This window comes from Rufibacter glacialis (assembly GCF_008271745.1).
GTDB classification, from domain to species: Bacteria; Bacteroidota; Bacteroidia; order Cytophagales; family Hymenobacteraceae; genus Nibribacter; species Nibribacter glacialis.
Window position 1 is genome coordinate 457,656 of record NZ_VKKZ01000019.1, and the last position, 18,251, is coordinate 475,906.

Annotated in this window: 7 protein-coding genes; all 7 read left to right on the forward strand. The window is 51.7% G+C overall.

From position 1 onward, the window contains the following. Positions 1-18 precede the first annotated feature (18 nt). The 7 genes from FOE74_RS06575 (at position 19) to FOE74_RS06605 (ending at position 18,240) form a co-directional block, all read left to right on the forward strand. The gene (locus FOE74_RS06575; protein WP_149097795.1) at positions 19-1,614 is read left to right on the forward strand and encodes a RagB/SusD family nutrient uptake outer membrane protein; all 1,596 of its coding nucleotides are present in this window, start codon (positions 19-21) and stop codon (positions 1,612-1,614) included. Between the two features lie 101 nt (positions 1,615-1,715). Continuing rightward, positions 1,716-3,095 carry a hypothetical protein gene (locus FOE74_RS06580; RefSeq protein ID WP_149097796.1) on the forward strand — a complete coding sequence of 460 codons (1,380 nt, stop codon included), beginning with the start codon at positions 1,716-1,718 and terminating at the stop codon, positions 3,093-3,095. A 303-nt stretch (positions 3,096-3,398) separates the two neighbouring features. After that, positions 3,399-5,861 carry a beta-galactosidase GalB gene (gene galB, locus FOE74_RS06585; RefSeq protein WP_149097797.1) on the forward strand — a complete coding sequence of 821 codons (2,463 nt, stop codon included), beginning with the start codon at positions 3,399-3,401 and terminating at the stop codon, positions 5,859-5,861. Positions 5,862-6,119: 258 nt separating this feature from the next. After that, a complete protein-coding gene (locus tag FOE74_RS06590; RefSeq protein ID WP_149097798.1) occupies positions 6,120-8,540 on the forward strand; it encodes a glycosyl hydrolase family 95 catalytic domain-containing protein in 2,421 nt (806 codons plus the stop codon). Between the two features lie 256 nt (positions 8,541-8,796). After that, positions 8,797-11,244 carry a WD40/YVTN/BNR-like repeat-containing protein gene (locus tag FOE74_RS06595; protein WP_149097799.1) on the forward strand — a complete coding sequence of 816 codons (2,448 nt, stop codon included), beginning with the start codon at positions 8,797-8,799 and terminating at the stop codon, positions 11,242-11,244. A gap of 71 nt (positions 11,245-11,315) precedes the next feature. Further along, a complete protein-coding gene (locus tag FOE74_RS06600) occupies positions 11,316-13,529 on the forward strand; it encodes a glycoside hydrolase family 3 C-terminal domain-containing protein (protein ID WP_225840711.1) in 2,214 nt (737 codons plus the stop codon). A 1,477-nt stretch (positions 13,530-15,006) separates the two neighbouring features. Continuing rightward, complete coding sequence (locus FOE74_RS06605) at positions 15,007-18,240, forward strand: SusC/RagA family TonB-linked outer membrane protein (RefSeq protein ID WP_149097800.1); 3,234 nt, start codon at positions 15,007-15,009, stop codon at positions 18,238-18,240. Positions 18,241-18,251: the final 11 nt, after the last annotated feature.

An 18,251-nucleotide genomic window follows, 5' to 3' on the forward strand; every position in this document is an offset into this window, starting at 1 on the left:
TTTCTTGAAGCTTTTCACATGAGAAATATACATAAGATCATTCTGGCCTTTAGCGTGTCATCCCTTACTTTGGGTGCCTGTACAGACAGTTTTCTGGATACGGAGCCCATCACGGATTTAACCGAGAGCAATTTCTACAGGACTCCTGATGATGCCTACAAAGCCTTGGTTGGGTGTTATGACGGTCTGCAGATCATCTGGGCAGACGGGGTAAGCTTTCCTGTTGCCTCAGAAATACTGTCAGACAATGCCTTTGGCGGTACCGGAGCCTCAGACGGCTTTGGCTACCAGATGCTAGATGAGTTTGACAAAAACCGTTCCCCAGCCGACCAGGATCTTTTTGGCGCCAACTGGGACGCGTATTACCGGGCCGTGTACCGGTGCAATGTGCTGATTGGCAAAATAGACCAGATCAACTGGACCGGCAATGAAGCGCTAAGGAAAACCTATGAGGCAGAGGCCCGCTACCTCCGCGCTTTCCTGTACTTTGACATGGTGAGGCTATGGGGTAATATTCCGTTGCTCACAGAGCCTTCCTCTGGGAACGTGCCCCAGGCCAGTCCAGAAGAAGTGTACAAAGTGATTGCCCAAGACCTGAAATTTGCCGCTGATAACCTGCCGGCTACTTCTTATGCCGCTCAACAGGCCAACACCCGGGGCAGGGTAACCAAATGGGCCGCCCAGGCACTGATTGGTCGGGTGTATTTGTATTACACCGGGTATTATGGCAAACCTGACCTGGCCGGCGTAGTGACCCAGGCCCAAGCCCTGGCTTACCTGGAAGACGTAGTCTCAAAAAGCGGCCATGGCCTGGTAGAGGACTTCGCTTCTTTATGGCCGGCTTCCCTGGCCAAGTATGCCGGCGAAGATAACAAGGAGACCGTTTTTGCCATCAAATACACCTACACCAGTGATTACAACGGCAATACCGACGGAAACCACTGGTTGGTGATGCTGGGCATGCGGGAACAGTACAGCTTCCCGTATGGCAACGGCTGGGGTGGGGCTACTGTGAACCCAGAGCTTTGGCAAGCCTATTCCGCCAATGATACCCGCAGAGGAGCTTCCATCATTTCTATTGCAGAGGAGAAAATCAAGTTTGTGAACCAAAGCAAACAACGCGAATACACCGGCTATTACAACAAGAAATACACTCCGCTGGTAGATGAAACCGGTAAAAGCATTGCCGTGAGCTTTGGGGCCACCAACTTCATGATTGGGCAGTTCCAGGATTACACGGCCATCCGGTACGCTGATGTCCTGCTGATGGCGGCCGAACTGGGAAGCCCGAATGCCCAGGCTTACTTTGACCAAGTGAGGAGGCGCGCCTATAAAGATAAATTCACTTCCCTGGCCGTGTCTAAGAGCAGCCTCTTACAGGAACGCTACCTGGAATTCGCCTATGAGGGCATCCGGTACTGGGATCTGCTCCGGCAAGGAGTGGAGGTTGCCGCCAGCGCCATCGCAGAGACCACCACTGTGTTGAACGGCGGGGCAACGGCCACCAAAACCATCTCAGCAGCAAAAATCACCCAGACCCGGGGCCTCCAGCAAATTCCTTACACCCAGATTACCCTGTCTAACGGGGTGCTGAAGCAAAATGCAGGTTGGTAATAATGGCCAAACATTCCTTGAGAAGTAAACTGACGTTTCCAGGCCTCCGGTAGAGCACCAAAGGCCGCGGAAGCTTCCTCTGACCAATAACCTTATATGAAATGAAAAAAATACTAACCTTCTTTACCCTCCTCTTCCTCCCGATGCTTTTCCTGGCATCTTGCCAGGACGATGACCATGAGCTGGGAGCCCTGCTCAACAAGTCTGATGTGAAGTTCAGGGTGATGCAAGACCGGTCTGCAGACGCCGGCGGAAACACCGTGGTCCTGATCAATGAAACGCCGGGCACCATCTCTATGTGGGATTTTGAGACCGGTACCTCTACCCGCATGGTAGACACGGTGCGCTACGCCTTCAAAGGGCAATACACCATCCAACTCTCGGTGTTGACCGCGGGCGGAAAAGTAGACTTGGACCCGGTGACCATACAGGTAACCGAAGATAACCTGAACTACGTGAATGACCCGCTCTGGACGTTCCTGACCGGAGGCGTGGGCAAAGAGAAAACCTGGATCCTGGATTATGGCAAGCACGGTGTGTTTGATGGGCCTTTGTATTTCTATGAGCCCCTTACCACCTGGCAAAACATGCAGGACGGCACCGCCAAGTTAGGCTGGGCCCCGGCGTACGCAGACAATAGCTGGATTATTCCGGCTGCAGACATGGCCAGCACCATGACCTTCAGCTTGAAAGGCGGTCCCTTCTTCAGAACGCATAAGGTTTCAGAGGCGAAGGATGAAACCGGTACCTATTCCTTCAATGCCAAAGAACATACCATCAGTACCTCTGGGGGTACTATTCTGAGGTCTCCCGGCTTTATAGCCAACGCCTCTAACTGGACCAGCAACCTGGTGGTGTTATCACTGACCGAAAAATCACTGCAGATTGGGGTAAGAAGAACCAACAATGAAGGCGACTACCTCTACGTCTGGAACTACATCTCCAAAGAATACGCCGATAATTACGTACCCGTAGATGCGGGTCCAAGGCCGAAAGATGAAGGGTTTGACCCCACGTTCAAGCCAGGCGAGTTGCTGAACATGCTGACCGGTGGTCCTTCTTCCGGCCGGGTATGGAGGCTGGATGCCACCGGTAACCCGATTGACTGGATTGGCAAAGGGAATGGCTGGACCACCGGACATGCTTCTTCCCGCGACTGGGGTTGGAATAACTCTTGGGATGCCGCCGCCACGAACTCCTGGATCCGTTTCGACCGCTTTGGCGGCCAGAACTACACCCGTTCCCAAAACGGCGTGCAAACCACCGGTACCTTCACCATAGACGAGGCCACGAATGAAATTACGTTAGTAGGCAATACCCTGATCCAAAACCCAGGTTCCTGGATGAACCCTGCCGGGAACAAACTCAAAGTGGTGAAAGCATTCCCTTCGGATTTCCAATCAAAAGGAATCTGGTTTGGCACCAGCTATGATGCCGCCAAAGATGAGTGGTTCGCGTTCCACTATGTGCTAGGAAACTAATTTGCTAAAAACCGGTAGCCGCAGCTGATGTCTGGGGCTACCGGTTTTTATAGGCAGAAAGTCGGCTTGCAACCCTTTCCTACTCCATTTAGGTCTGATACTCCTGTACCTGACTTGACAGGAAGGAATGGCTTGTTTTGAATTTCTTTTTAGAAAATCGCACGGAAATATCAGGTCTTGTCTGCACACATATTCCCGGAGCCGGGGACAATTTGCCTGTGGCCTGGTCAAGTGTAGCGCACGCTTCACCTCCACTTCCAGCACCTCAACCAAGGTCTGTTTTTAATGCCTTTTTAGGAAAACATGCAAAAAACTACTACTCCTTTTCTCCCCATTGGCTTTTCATGGGCCTTTGCTTTCCTTTTGCTTTTAAGTGCTTCTTCCTGTAAAACCACGGAAAAATCAGCCGTGCGGGAACGTACCGATTTCACCAAGAACTGGTCCTTCGCCCTGGGCGAAAATGCCGGAGCCAAAGTTGCCAATTTCAATGACACGCAATGGCGCAAACTAAACCTGCCGCATGACTGGAGCATTGAAGGGAAGTTTGATGAGAAACACCCGGCCAGCTATAACGGAGGCGCTTTGCCCGGCGGCACCGGTTGGTACCGCAAAGCCTTCACGTTAGATGCGAAAGACAAAGACAAGCTCTTCTACATTGACTTTGACGGCGTGTACACCAACTCTGAAGTCTGGGTGAATGGCCAATACCTAGGAAAAAGACCAAACGGCTATATCTCCTTCCGGTATGATCTGACTCCTTACCTCAAATTTGGGCCGGAGCAGAACGTAGTAGCCGTAAAAGTAGATAACTCCCAACAACCCAATTCCCGCTGGTATTCCGGCTCTGGCATTTACCGCAATGTGTGGCTGGTGAAAACCAGTCCGGTGCATGTTGACCAGTGGGGCACGTTTGTGACCACCCCGCAGGTGTCAGAGCAATCCGCCTCGGTAGCCATTACTACCCAGGTCAGAAATGCCCGGCAGCAGGCCGGTAACATCACTCTGCGTACGCTGGTGTATGATGCCCAGGGCAGAGAAGTGGCCAAAGCTTCTTCTGAAAAGGTAGCCTTGAAAACCGGCCAAGCCAATGCGCTCACCGAGGTAAAGCAGAATCTAACTGTCAGCAACCCCACGTTGTGGTCAGTGGAGCAGCCGTACCTGTACCGGGTGGTCACCCTGGTGGAGCAAAACGGAAAAGTGGTAGACAACTATGAGACGCCGCTGGGTATCAGAACTTTCAACTTTGATGCGCAGAAAGGATTCACCCTGAACGGGAAATCCATGAAGATCAATGGGGTGTGCAACCACCATGACCTGGGGGCGCTGGGGGCAGCCGTGAATGTGCGGGCGCTGGAACGCCAACTGGAAATCATGAAGAACATGGGTGTCAACGGAATCCGGACCTCGCACAACCCACCTACGCCTGAGTTGCTGGACCTGTGTGACAAAATGGGTTTCATTGTCATGGACGAATCCTTTGACATGTGGAAGAAAGAGAAAACCAAGTTTGACTACAGCCATGCCTGGGACGAGTGGCACAAACGCGATCTGGAGGATTTTATCAAACGAGACCGCAACCACCCCAGCGTCTTTATCTGGAGTATCGGCAATGAGATACCGGAGCAGTGGGCCCCGGAAGGAACCACCATTGCGAAGGAACTGGTCAACATTGTGAAGAGCCTGGATACCACCCGCCCCGTTACCGTGGGCATCAATGAGCCAACCCCTAACAACACCATCTATAAATCAGGCGCCTTGGATCTGTTTGGCTTCAACTACCACCACCAGGACTTTGAGAAGTTTCCGAAGACCTTTCCGGGGCAGAAATTCATCGCCACGGAGACCGTCTCCGCGTTGATGACGCGGGGGCACTATGACATGCCGGCAGACAGCATTCGCCGGTGGCCCAAGCGCTGGGACATTCCTTTCCACGACGGGAACAAAGATCTTACCGTCTCAGCGTATGATAATGTGAGCACCCCCTGGGGATCTACCCATGAGGAAACCTGGAAACTAATAAAAAAGCATGCTTACTTATCCGGGCAGTACATCTGGACGGGCTTTGACTACCTGGGGGAGCCCACGCCCTATGTATGGCCGGCCCGCAGCTCCTACTTCGGGATTGTAGATTTAGCCGGTTTCCCCAAGGATGTCTATTATATGTACCAAAGCGAGTGGACAAACAAACCCGTATTGCATGTTTTCCCGCACTGGAATTGGCAAGCTGGCCAAACCGTAGACGTGAAGGCGTACTACAACAACGCAGAGGAGGTAGAGTTGTTCCTGAACGGAAAATCACAGGGCGTACGCAAAAAGCAGGGTGATGACTTGCACGTGATGTGGCGGTTGCCTTTCCAGCCGGGTACCCTTAAAGCCGTTTCCCGCGCCAACGGCAAAGAAGTACTCACCAAGGAAATCAAGACCGCCGGCGGCGCCGCCAGAATAGTGCTGGAAGCAGACCGTACCCAGATTGTGGCCAATGGCAAAGACCTTTCCTTCGTGACCGTGAAAATACTGGACAAAGACGGCAACCTGGTACCGCGGGCCGATAACCTGGTGCATTTCAGGATTGACGGGAAAGCGGTTCTGGCCGGGGTGGACAATGGGTTGCAAACCAGCTTGGAGTCGTTTAAGGCGAACCACCGCAAAGCGTTCAACGGCCTCTGCCTGGCCATCTTGCAAGCCCAGGAAGAAGCCGGCACCGTGAAACTGACCGCTACCTCTGAAGGCCTGGAACCCGCCACCATCATCCTTCACCTAAAGTAAAAGACCCTTCCTAGGTTTTCGGGCTGTTTTACCAGAAACGGCCAGAAACCCAAGAAACCGTCTGCCTCCCGCAAGCTGCCTGGCAACCGCCCCAGCGAACCCAGGTTGCAGTCCCCCGGATTAAGCGCCTACTTAAAGACAAGGAGGTGGGGCTTTATCCCTCACTGTTTAAAAACCCGCCCGCAACTAGCACTTGATTAGAGCCTGATTTCCAGAAAACGGGCCTTAAACAGCACCTGGCACCACACATTACGCCTAATGCACCAAAAACCAGTTTTACTCTTCTTTCTTCTGCTGTTTCTGGGTTCTAAGCCACCTGCCTTTGCCCAGGAAGATCCTTATAAAGCCCCTAAGAAAGGCTTTGCCAGTTGGTTGCCGGCGCCTTCTTGGGAGCACGCGCTCTTGAGTGGCAACGGCGCCATGGGGGCCATGGTCATAGGCAACCCGCATGATGAGACCATTATCCTGAACCAGGCTCAACTGTATCTTCCCGCCACTGAGCCCAAACCACCCATTGACCAGGCCAGCCGACTAGACGAAATCCGTTCCTTGATCCTGCAGGGGAAAGGTGAGGAGGCTGCCAAAATCCCGGTGGAGCAGAGCCTGAAGGAAGGCTACGGTGGGCACCTATGGTCTAACCCGTACGTACCCGCGTTTGACGTGCGGCTGCAGCTAGAGCCCAGTAACGTGCAGAAATACGTACGCACCGTGAACTTTGAAACCGGCGAGGCCAAGGTCACCTGGACTGATCAGAATGGCACGTTCCAGCGCAGCGTGTTCGTGTCACGGCCCGACAGTGCGGTGGTGATCTCTTTGAAAGGCAGCGGCAAGATCAACGGCCAGCTTTCCTTCGCCCGCCGCCCGGTGGAGTGGCAGCAGTGGGAGCAGATGAATAAGACCGTGGAAAGCGTGCACATTGCCGCCCAAGGCAATTGGCTCACCTACCGAAGCGCCTACAAGAAACGCTGGCCGGGCAGCCTGCAGGGCTACGAAGGCATGGGCCGGGTAGAGGTGAAAGGCGGCAGCTCGCGCACGGAGGGCGGTGAATTCCTCGTCCAGAACGCTGACGAGGTGCTGATCTTCATTAAAATCAACGCCAGCTATGACTACGCCACTTCTCAGGTAGAACAGATCAAGCAGCATTTATCGGGCTTGCCCGCTGACTACCAGACCTTGGTAAACCGCCACCAGAAAGTACACGGTGACCTGTTCAACCGCGTGCAACTTGATTTAGGCGGCGGGGCCGAGGCAAATCTGTACACCGAGGCCCTGAACCTCAAAACCAAGAGCGGCCACGTGGCGCCCGCCATTATTGAAAAGCAGTTTGACGCTGCGCGCTACAACATCATCTCCGCCACGGGTATTCACCCGCCCAACCTGCAAGGCATCTGGGGAGGCAGCTGGACACCCCCGTGGTCGTCAGATTACACCCATGACGGAAACGTGGAAGTCGCTATCTCAGCATTGCTCACCAGCCGGGTGCCGGAACTGATGCTCGCCTACTTTGACTACCATGACAAGCGCCTGCCGTTTTATAGGGATAACGCCAAGAAGATGTTCGGGACACGCGGTATTCATGTGCCCTCGCATACCAGCAGCCATGGCTGGGACAACCATTTTGACCCTATCTGGTGCCTCAGCCTCTGGACTGGTGGGGCCGGCTGGACTTCCAGTTTCTATCACGACTACTGGCTGCACACCGGTGATAAGAAATTCCTGAAGGAACGCGCGTATCCCTTCATGAAAGAAGCAGCGCGGTTTTATGAGGATTTCCTGAAAGAAGGCAAAGACGGGAAATACGTGTTCAATCCGTCGTACTCGCCTGAGAACAACCCGGCCAACTTCAAATCACAGGCCAGCATCAACGCCACCATGGATGTCATGATTGCCAAGCAGCTTCTGAGAAACTGCATCGCCGCGGCGCAGGAACTGAAAACAGATAAAAGCCAGGTGAAGGTCTGGCAGCAGATGCTCACCAAAATGCCCGCTTATGAACTGGATGAAGCCGGCGCGCTGAAGGAATGGCTCTGGCCTGGCCTGCAGAACAACCACCAGCACCGGCACCTCTCGCACCTCTATAGCCTTTATGACCAGGTTGATCCTGATTTCAAAAACAACCCGCAACTGCTGGCGGGCGCCCGTAAGGTGATAGAGGAGAAAATGAAGTTCCGCTACAAAGAAAACGGAGGCGAAATGGTGTTCGGGCTGGCGCAGATGGCCTTTGTGACCGCCAACCTGGAAGACGCCTCTACCACCGCCCAGCTCATTGACTGGCTGGCGCGCTACTACTGGACCAACGGCCTGGGCACTTACCACAACCCCGGCTCTCTGTTCAACATGGATTTAAGCGGTGGCTACCCCTCTGTGATCATGCGTGCCCTGGTGTACTCAGAACCCGGCCTGGTGAAACTGTTGCCCGCGTTGCCGGAAGCCTGGGCAACCGGAAGCATCACAGGGCTGCTGTTGCGGGGTGGGGTGGAAGTGCAAAAACTCACCTGGGGCAGGCAGGAAGTCTCTGTTGTGCTAAAGGCGCCCAGGAAACAGGAAATCACCCTACAAGCCCCCCGCCACATGCACCTGGTCTCCGGCGGGAAATCATCTGGGACCCCCGCTGCCAGAACCACGCAGGTGAGTCTGCCAGCGGGGAAGGAAGTGCGGCTGGTTTTCAGGGCAGATTAAGAAAGGAGGCTTGAAAAGGGAAATGGCTTCGGCTGCCCTCTGGAGATTTTGTCTGCGATTAACATTTTGATCGGTGATCAGATACAATTGGTGCATTCCTGTCAACTGGCAGGCATCTACCTTTACCACAGCAAAGTGCCTTGGTTTATAGCCTATTCCCAGAAAACAGGCCCTAAACCAAGGAGGCCAACTGAATCAGGTTCCTGGTGAAACTTTCTTTATCCTTTCTAAAGCGCATGGTACAACGTGACACAACGTGGATTCCCTCCAAGGTTTTAAAGAAGACGATGGCCTTGCACAGAAAGGTGAGGAGAGGGGTGCTTTTGATTTTCTTAGGGATGGCCCAGGTGTCTTTACAGGCCCAGACCTCAGAACCGTACACCTGGAAAAGCGTGCAGATCCACGGGGCGGGTTTGTGACGGGCTTGGTGTACCACCCCACAGAAAGAAACCTGCTGTACGCCCGTACCGATGTGGGCGGGGCTTTCCGGTGGGATGCTTCCAATAAAGCCTGGGTTCCGTTGACCGACCACCTCACCCGCCTGGATGAGAACCAGATGGGGGTTTTGAGCTTGGCGGTAGATCCGTCCAATGCCAACAAGGTGTACCTGGCTACCGGTTTGTACTCGCAGTCTTGGGCGGGAACGGGTGCGGTGTTGGCTTCGTCAGATAGAGGTGTTACCTGGAGCCGAACCAATTTAACCATCAAACTAGGCGGGAATGAAGAAGGCCGGTCAACGGGCGAACGCTTGCAGGTAGACCCTAACCTGGGGAGTACCCTGTACCTGGGAACCAGCACCGACGGGCTTTGGCGCAGCACCAACTCCGCCGGGACCTGGAGCAAAGTGAGAAGTTTCCCAGTTGCCAGTTCGCCCGCCGGAAGCGGCGGTATTGGGTTGGTGTTGTTTGACAAGCGCAGCGGGACCACGGGTTCAGCTACCCCTACTATCTATGTGGGAGTTCTTCGGTCTGGCAGCACCAACCTTTACCGAAGCACCGATGCCGGCATTTCCTGGCAGGCAGTCCCCAACCAGAACACCACGTACATGCCGCACCATGCAGAGATGGCCGCAGACGGAACCATTTACGTGACCTACTCCAACAGTCCCGGGCCCAATGGGGCATCCGCAGGAGCCGTCCGGAAATTCAACCCCGTTACCGGAACCTGGACGGATCTGACCTTGCCCACCGGCCAGGGAGGGTTTGCCGGCCTCAGTTTAGATGCCCAAAGCCCCAACACCTTGCTCGTGTCTACCCTTGACCGCTGGTGGCCTAATGATGAGATCTACCGCAGCACAGATGGTGGTACATCCTGGAAGGCCGTGCTGGGAACCGGTACCCGCGACCATTCCTCGGCCCCGTATGCGGCAGCCTCCAACCCCCACTGGATAGGCGATATTGAAATTGATCCTTTTGACTCCAACACCGCCTGGTTTATCACCGGCTACGGGGTTTTTCAGACCACTAACCTGCAGGAAGCTACCCAAAATCGGCCCGTGGCCTGGGTTTTCCAGAATAAAGGATTGGAGGAAACCGTGCCTCTGAAGCTAATCAGTCCGCCCACCGGGGCTCCTTTGTTAAGCGCCATCGGCGACATTGATGGGTTCCGGCATGATGACCTGGACGCCTCGCCCCCGGCCGGAAGACTCAACCCCCGGTACGGAACTAACACCTATATAGACTACGCCGCTAACCAATCCTCTTTCATGGTGCGGGTCTTCAACAACCCAGAGGGGAAGTTCGGTGCCTTCTCCACCAATGGCGGTACTACCTGGAGTCCCTTCCCCTCGGCCCCGGCTGGGGCAAGCGGAGGCGGAACCATTGCCGCCTCGGCAGACGGGACTACGTTGGTGTGGGCTCCCGCGGGCACAACCTCGGTGTATTCCTCCACCAATCTGGGAGCCAGTTGGAGCGCGGCAACGGGTGTCTCCAAGCCTGGGTTGAAACCTATGGCCGACCGGGTGAACGGGCGTAAATTCTACGTGTATGATGCTGAAGCGGGCGTGGTATTGGTGAGTACGAACGGTGGAGCTTCCTTTGTCTCGGCGGCTGCCAATTTACCCGTGGTGGCCAACTGGCAGTTGTGGGCTTCCAATATCTACCCCACCTACAGCGTGGGGGGTGATGTATGGCTTACAAACCAGAACGGAGGGTTGTACCATTCTACTAACTCGGCGGGCTCGTTCACCAAACTCCCCAACGTGCAGGAGGCCACTAAAGTAGGTTTTGGGAAGGCGAAGGAGGGCAATTCCTACCCAGCCGTGTTTCTGGTAGGGAAAGTGAACAACCAGGTGGGTTTTATCCGGTCAGATGACGCCGGAGGCACTTGGGTCAGAATCAACGATGACCAGCATCAGTTTGGCGGGGTGAACGACCTCACCGGTGACCCCAGGGTATATGGGCGGGTGTATGTTGCCACTGCTGGCCGGGGCATCATCTACGGCAATGCGGCGGGGGTAATCGGCGGGGTGACTCCTTTGCCGGCCCTTGCCCTGACCTGCGGACCAAGCCCATTTTCTCAGGACCTGCGCCTACAGGCTCCGCACGCTTTCACTTATGACATCACCACCATGACCGGGGTAGTGGTGGAGGCGGGGAAAAGCCGGGGAGACACGTCAGTGGGCGAGCGCCTGCCCCCGGGAGGGTATGTGCTGAAGGCCACCTACCAGGACCGGGTCAGGATCATCAGAATCGTGAAAAGATAAACCTCTCCCATAACGTGTTTCCTTGGTCATCTTCCAGGGCCCTCTTCTGTTTTACCACCAATTCTTATAAAATGACGTACAAACTTCCCCACTTGAAACGCTATGGCTGTCTGGTTTTAGTGGCTCTTGTTACCGCCTGCTCCACCTCAGAGAAAACACCGCAACAGGCTGCCGCTCTGGAAGCAAATGGGATCAACATGACCCATGAAGCCCAGATAAATGAGTTGATCAGCAAAATGACCCTGGAAGAGAAAGTGAACATGATTCACGGGGTCTCTTCCTTTACCTCGGGCGGAGTGGCACGGCTGGGTATCCCGGAACTGACCATGTCTGACGGGCCGCACGGGGTACGGCCCGAGCACGGGCGTGATTGGTCCATGGACAACGCCGGCAACGATTCAGCCACCTACCTGCCTACCGGGGTGGCTCTGGCAGCCACCTGGAACCCGGAGTTGGGGTATGCCTTTGGCGAGGTGTTAGGCCGTGAGTCCAAGGCGCGGGGCAAGGACGTGATTCTGGGCCCGGGCGTGAACATCATGCGGACGCCTTTGAACGGCCGTAACTTTGAGTATTTGAGCGAAGATCCGTACCTGGCCGCCCGAATGGCCGTGGGCTATATCAAAGGCGTGCAGGACCAGGGGGTGGCGGCCTCGGTGAAACACTACGCCGCCAATAACCAGGAAATCAAACGGGCCAAAGTCAACGTGGAAATGAGTGAGCGGGCGTTGAGGGAAATCTATTTGCCCGCTTTCAAAGCCTCCATCATAGAAGGTGGTGCCTTAACCATCATGGGGGCCTACAACAAGTTCAGGGGCCAGTACAGCACACACAACGCCTACCTCATCAATGACATCCTGAAAGGGGAGTGGGGTTTCAAAGGCTTGGTGGTGAGTGACTGGGGAGCCGTCTTGAACACCATGGAAGCCCTGCACCACGGGACTGATATTGAGATGGGCACAGATTTGCTACAGATGCCCAACATCAACTACAACAAGTTCCTGCTGGGTGATACCGTGATTACCCTGGTGAAAAGCGGCCAAGTGAAGGAATCCCTGGTTGATGAGAAAGTACGACGCATTCTGCGGGTGATGTACCACACCAACATGATGGGCGCCCAACGCACCCCAGGAGCCTTAAGCACCAGCGCCCACCAGCAGACGGCCCAAAAAGTAGCCGAAGAAGCCATCGTGCTTTTGAAGAACGAAGGGAATCTGCTGCCTTTGTCAAAAACAGGCGTTAAATCCATCGCGGTGATAGGGGCCAACGCTACCCGCCGGCAGGCCATGGGGGGCGGTTCGTCACAGGTTCGCCCACCCTATGAGGTAACGCCTTTGCAGGGCATCCAGAAAATGGTGGCGCCCGGGGTGAAAGTAACCTATGCCCCGGGTTTTGAAGTCACCAGAGAAGAAAAAGCCAACCAAAAGCTGATTGACGAGGCCGTGCAGGCCGCCAAAAGCGCCGACCGCGTGGTCTTTGTAGGCGGCTGGACCCACGGCTACACCGATGACTGGAACGGGGGTGGCTATGATGCCGAAGGCGCCGATAAGCCCAGCCTGACCATGCCCTTCGCGCAGGACCAATTGCTGGCGGCCGTGCTGAAGGCAAACCCTAACACCGTCGTTGTGCTCATAGGCGGTGGACCCATTGACATGAGCCGTTGGGTAAACCAAACCAGATCCATTTTGCAGGCCTGGTACCCGGGCATGGAAGGCGGCACCGCCCTGGCCAAAGTCCTCTTCGGGGAAACCAACCCATCTGGCAAATTACCGGTCACCTTCCCTAAAAGGCTGCAGGATTCCCCGGCCCACGCCCTGGGCCAATACCCCGGCGATAAAGATACCCTGAACCTGGAATACCGGGAGGATATCTTTGTCGGCTACCGCTACTTTGACACCTATAAAGTAGAACCGCTGTTCAGTTTCGGGCATGGCCTGTCTTACACCAGTTTTGGGTACACCGGCCTGACTATAAGCCGCCAGGGAGAGGCCGTGCAGGTGCGCCTGCAAGTGAAGAACACAGGCCTGGTACCTGGTGCCGAGGTGGTGCAACTGTACGTGAAAGACGAGCAGGCTTCTGTGAAGCGCCCAGAGAAGGAACTGAAGGCGTTCCAGAAAGTATTCCTGAGTCCGGGCGAAAGCAAGACCGTAACGCTCACGTTGCAGAAAGACGCCTTCCAGTTCTATGATGCAGGCAAGAAACAATGGGTGCTAGAGCCCGGCAAGTTTCAGATAGTGATGGGTAGCTCTTCCCGAGACATCCGGTTAACCGGAGACATCACCCTGTAGAATTCCATAAGGTAAAAACAGAAGGGCCGTTGTCACAAAGTGACAGCGGCCCTTCTGTTTTTAGGCTGTTTCCTGAAAAAACGCGGGAAAACAGGGGCGGTTACCGTCAGTGTTGGATGGGGCTCATTGTTAAGGCTGTTGAAGTAGGGCGTTGAGTTTTAATCGCCCCACTTACTTTTACCTGGTCTGAGAAATGCCAGGGGGGTGAGTTACTCATAAGCCGGCCTTTTATGGTTGTTTTCCTGAAAAGAAGTCCTAAAAAGACCTGCTGCCACTCAACAGCGTAAGCATGGCCTTGTTATGCCTTGAAAGGCTCTCTCTTTGATCCACGCACCCCAGAAGGGGCTGTTTTGGCCGAGGTGCTTGCTAATTTCTTTCTGCCTTTAACATTTGATGCCTATCCCTGAAACAAAAGGGGGCGCCTTCTTACTATAAAACTGAATAATTTTACCAAATACCAGAAAGCCTAATTAGAGGGGTAAGCTTTGATAAGCTAAGCTTGGTTAAATTAAGGACAACCTGATTAGGCATTTTAAAGTATTGGTCTGGATAAGTTGAGACAAGGGGATAGGCAGGTAGTAGATTAGTTGACTCCTGGTCCCAAAACAGAATTTCCCAAAATACCCGTGGTGTCATTGGGCTTGTTTCCCCTGGCAGGGCTATGCGATAGATAGAGCTAAGTTGAGCTGAACGACTTTTTATTATTGTTTTTATTTTTCCCACTCATAACTCCCCCATGAGTGCCATTGTACCTTGGAAATGTTAGGCCTTAGGTCCTGGCTATCAAAGTAGGTTATTTTATAATACAAAAAGTGCCCTTTTGCCTCATTGGGTGGCCGAAAATTACCTTTTTCAAGGAAGCTTAAAATAGAGTAGAGTAGAAGGAATTTAATCGAAAAAACAGGTGTTAGGCTAAAATAAGATTACTAATTTTCCTTGGTATCTGCCTATTTTTATTAAAAAAAAGGGCAGATTGACAAACAAATGACTAAATCGCGAAAAAAATAAATTCGATTTGTAGGTCAAACTCTTTTTTGCATATTGCCTAAAAAGTAAAATAGCGGAAACTTTTTAAAAATTCTTCAAAATACTACCTGGATTATTCGGTTGTTGTTTTGATTTTTGAAATAGAGAAGGGGTTTTGATTTATGCCAACGATGGCTTAAATAGCGTAGCAGAATAGCTTCTTTCAATCAAACAATTGATAAAATAGTATTATATGGCTGCTTATGATCTTTCTAGTTTTGTAAAGCTGCAAAAAGACGCTTTCTAACCTAAAGGAAAAATAGAGGAAGTACTAAGTTAAATACCCTTTTTAAGCTTACTAAAACTGAAGAAAGGCCTTTGAGGCTCTTGAAGATCTTTCTGATTCAGGCTTTTTATTTTTTCCCGCCTCAGATCCCATGGTTTGGTTTTGGGTATTGGCTTTTGAGTGACCTTATTTGTTAAAAATCTACTACTTAATCCTAATTACTTTATGAATAGAAACTTTTACTCAGACACAGATTACCCAAAAAGTAATTATGTCTTAAGGTCTAAAACGGTATGGGTGGCGGTAGCGATCCTGTTTGCCGTTTTTACCCAGGCGTTAGATGGTATGGCGCAGACTGCCAAAAGAACGATTACGGGTAAAGTGACCTCGGCTGCTGATAATACCGGTATGCCAGGCGTGAGTGTGGTGGTAAAGGGCACTACCAACGGGGCTTCTACAGATGCAAACGGGAACTTCACCCTAGAGGCAGGAAATACAGATGTTCTGGTAGTGACCTTCATTGGGTATGTGTCACAGGAAGTGCCTGTAGGAAACAATACCACCGTGAATGTAACCCTGAAGGAGGATGCCCAAAAATTGAACGAGGTAGTAGTAACCGGTTATGGTGAGCTAAGAGCCAGTGATGTGCCTTCTGCTCAGACTACTATCAGTTCTAAAGCCATAGAAAGAACGGTGAATACCACTATAGAGCAAGCTATTCAGGGACGCGCACCAGGGGTTTATGTGACTCAGAATACAGGCGCACCAGGTGGTGGTATTTCTGTTAACATCAGAGGGATCAACTCTATCAACGGCTCCAATGAGCCCTTGTATGTGATTGATGGTGTGCAGGTTCAGGGTTCTACTTCCACTTCAGGGGTAAACCCGTTAGCTTCCTTGAACCCATCTGATATTGAGAGTATGGAGATTTTGCAAGGTCCTTCTGCTACTGCCATCTACGGATCGCGGGGTACCAATGGGGTGGTTTTGATCACGACAAAAAGAGGTAAAGCGGGTGATGTACGGGTAAACTATACTTACCTGAACAGTATACAAACTCCGCCAGAACTCTTGGAGGTAATGAATCTGAGGGAATATGCCCAAATGGATAATGAATACAAAGCTCTTGCCGGTGGGGCTGTACGCGAGGACTTCCTGGATCCTTCTATTTTAGGAGAAGGAACCAATTGGCAACGTGAACTATTCAATAATGCCCCTATGAACAAACACCAGGTAAGCCTGAGTGGAGGTAGTGAGAATAACCGGTTTTACTTATCAGGTGAGTACCTGGATCAGCAGGGGGTGGCCATAGGTTCTGGGTTTGATCGTGCCTCAATAAGGTTGAACCTGGATAGTAAAGCCCGCAAGTGGCTTACTTTAGGTGCCAACTTTAACTTTGCCCAAACCAACGAACAAATTTCTACCACCCAGTTTGATATAATCAATAACGCCATTCAGTTGTCTCCTGCCATTCCGGTAAGAAACCTAGATGGAACCTATGGCGGTGGTGAGCCCAGGCTTAACCCAGATGGGAGTGTTTCTGAAGCTGAACGTTTTACACCGGCCAACCCCATCGGTTTAGCTAATATCATCACCAATGATATGGTGAGACGGCGGATTTTAGGAGGCTTGAACGCAACTGTTAATTTGGCTGAAGGATTAGAATTCCGTACTTCTTTCAACGCTGATTATGGAACCGGGGCTGGAACCAACTTTCAACCCACCTACACCTTCGGGTACCAGCGGAATACGATTGCCCGTTTGGATATCAGAAATGAGACAAACACCTATTGGAACTGGAACCAATTATTGCAGTATGCCAGACAGTTTGGTAAGCATAGCCTAACTTTGATGGCCTCACATGAATCCCAGGAGTCTAAATGGCAAAATACTACCCTTGGCAGAAGAGGATTCGAAACTAACGAAATAATAGATATTAACGCGGGTAATCAAAGCCCGGCGAATGGGGTTACCGGTGGTGGACAAGGCGATTGGGCCATGGAGTCTTACTTAGGTAGAATAAACTATAATTTTGGAGACCGTTACATTATCCAAGGGGCATTCCGGGCAGATGGTTCAGCAAATTTTGGACCTGAAAACAGATGGGGGTATTTTCCTTCTGTATCGGCTGCTTGGCGCATTTCTGAAGAACCATTTTTTGCTGTTCCGTTAATTAGTGATCTACGGTTTCGTTTTGAAACTGGTTTAACCGGGAACCAAGGTGCTGGTGGTAATATTTATGCAAGACTTCAGCAATATCCAACAGAGTGGGGATCAGGTTTCTTGGCGGCCAATTATCCAAACCCAAATTTTAAGTGGGAAGAGACCTTAACTAATAACTTTGGTATCAACCTTGGTTTATTTGAAAACCGGGTTCAGATAGAAGCTGACTATTATATTAAAAAGACAGATAATGTAATTGTTAGAAGTTCCCTGCCCTGGTATATGGGATCTGCTCCAGATACTCCTGGTTCTATTACGGCTCCTCTTGTGAACTTTGGTGCTCTGCAAAATAAAGGTTGGAGCGCCTCCCTTAACACCATCAACATGGATAAGGGTGATTTTAAATGGGAATCAAATCTGAATATTTCCCACTTTGAAGCAGAGGTTACTAAACTTTATACAGAAACGAGTATAGTTACCCGCAATGCCCCTGATTGGTACATCCAACCACTTTGGTCACAAAGAACGGTGGTAGGTGAATCTCCCTGGTTTTTCTATGGATACATTGAAGAAGGTATTTTCCAAACAGTAGAAGAGGTTCGGGCAAGTGCTCGTCCAGCCGATGCTCAAGGTAAACCTTTCCCAGTGGCACAAAACAGTGTTTGGGTAGGAGATGTGAAGTTTCGTGACTTGAATAGTGATGGGGTCATCAACGAGCAGGATATGACTAAGATTGGTAGCCCATGGCCTAAGTACTTTGGCGGTTTCACCAATGACTTTTCTTATAAAGGTTTCAACCTGAGTATCCTGGTGACAGGCACATTCGGCAATGATGTGTACAATTACGTTCGCTTCCGTAATTCAAACCCTAACAATATTAACGTTGGGCAAAACATGTTAAGAGAAGCCAGGGATTATGCCAGGGTTAATGCTGAAGGAGTGTTAGAAAACCCTGGAACAATTGTTCCCCGCCTATCAGGTGGTGATGTAAACAAGAATTTCGCCCGCCACACTAGTAAATATGTAGAAGATGGGTCTTTTGTTAGAATCAAGAATATCTCTTTGAACTATAGTTTACCTAATGCCCTAATTGCCAGGCAAAAATTTGTGAAGGCAGTTAGAGTAGGCGTTAGTGCCCAAAACTTATACACTTTCACTAAATACACCGGATACGACCCTGAAGTAGGTTCTTATGTTGGTCCAAATGTTGGGAATGATAATGCGCCAATTGGGGTTGATACCGGCCGCTATCCGATAACTCCTATCTATTCTTTCAACTTCGGGATTGATTTCTAATTTTTAACTGG